The organism is Caballeronia sp. M23-90, assembly GCF_053574605.1.
The window spans coordinates 1-1,168 of the sequence record NZ_JBSIPA010000851.1 but is presented as its reverse complement, the minus strand read 5'-3'; the positions used below and the strand labels follow the sequence as shown (position 1 = coordinate 1,168).

Below are 1,168 nucleotides of genomic sequence, written 5' to 3'. Positions count from 1 at the left end.
TCACGGGCGCGCAGCCGACCGCTGCCGACACCGTCACGGTCAACTATCGCGGCACGCTCGCGGACGGCACCGAGTTCGACTCGTCGTACAAGCGCGGCACGCCGGCATCGTTCCCGTTGGGACGTGTCGTTCCTTGCTGGACGCAGGGTCTGCAGAAGATGAAGGTGGGCGAAAAGGCAAAGCTGGTGTGCCCGCCGGCAACGGCTTACGGCGATCGGGGCGTGGGCGCCATTCCGCCGAACAGCACGCTGACGTTTGAAGTGGAACTGCTGAAAATCGGCAACTGATCGAACGCGTGGTTGCAGGCGCCGGACGGTGGCGCGAGGAGACTCAAGCTGCCGCCGGGTCCATCGTCTTGTTTTTTGCGCGTTGCTGCAGCTTGATCAAAAGACGTTGCACGCGTTGCTGCTGAACCACCAGCAAGTTGTTTTCTTCCACCAGCGCCCGGACGCGGCTTTCCCAATATTCGGGGTCCAGGCCAAGCACGGGAGCCGCCGGGCTGTTCTTGACGATCGAGCCGATCATCCGCTCCAGATGGTCGAGCTGCTGATCGGCCAGTCTCGACGGCAGCAGGTTTTCCGCCTTGATCGGCGGCGGTTTCTTTAGGGCGTTCATACTAATACCTCGTCGACCTTTGCCGGCTGTGCGCCGCAATGGTTGTTTTATTGGAATGTGCAGCTTCGCTGTGGTCCATGCGAATACGCGGTCTCGCTGCGCAATGATTCTGGCGAGCCTACGATTCCCGATTGCGCGGCCGTAAACACGAGCGTCGGCGCGGGCGAAGGGAGATGGATGGCGAATCAATGACCTGAAGATAACGCGCCACTTTTCTTGGGCTTTACCCTACGTCTCAGTTTTGCAAATTAAACCGGCTGCGCTGTTGGCTGGAGCCGTTTTCGAATTTCCGTACGTCCCGTGAGGCACCCAACCCACATGTCATCGCTCTTTCACCCCGACGACGAGCTTCACGCTGGCGTTGTGCGCACCACCTTCAGTACGCATGGCGTGGACGCGAAGGGCCAGCTCCTGGCGTGGCGCGAACGAAGGGAGATGGATGGCGAATCAATGACCTGAAGATAACGCGCCACTTTTCTTGGGCTTTACCCTACGTCTCAGTTTTGCAAATTAAACCGGCTGCGCTGTTGGCTGGAGCCGTTTTCGAATTTCC

General features: G+C 59.4%; 3 protein-coding genes. 2 read left to right on the top strand and 1 reads right to left on the bottom strand.

Annotated features, from left to right (window positions below; translation table 11 throughout):
- A partial coding sequence (locus ACRXB1_RS36430) for an FKBP-type peptidyl-prolyl cis-trans isomerase (RefSeq protein WP_449494822.1) occupies positions 1–287 on the top strand: 287 nt, incomplete at its 5' end.
- A 43-nt stretch (positions 288–330) separates the two neighbouring features.
- Here the strand turns inward: ACRXB1_RS36430 and ACRXB1_RS36425 are convergent.
- Positions 331–615 (bottom strand): hypothetical protein, encoded by a 285-nt coding sequence (locus ACRXB1_RS36425; RefSeq protein WP_449494821.1) that lies wholly within the window; start codon positions 613–615, stop codon positions 331–333.
- 318 nt (positions 616–933) lie between these two features.
- Here ACRXB1_RS36425 and ACRXB1_RS36420 point away from each other — a divergent pair, with 318 nt between their 5' ends.
- A complete protein-coding gene (locus ACRXB1_RS36420) occupies positions 934–1,074 on the top strand; it encodes a hypothetical protein (protein WP_449494820.1) in 141 nt (46 codons plus the stop codon).
- Positions 1,075–1,168: the final 94 nt, after the last annotated feature.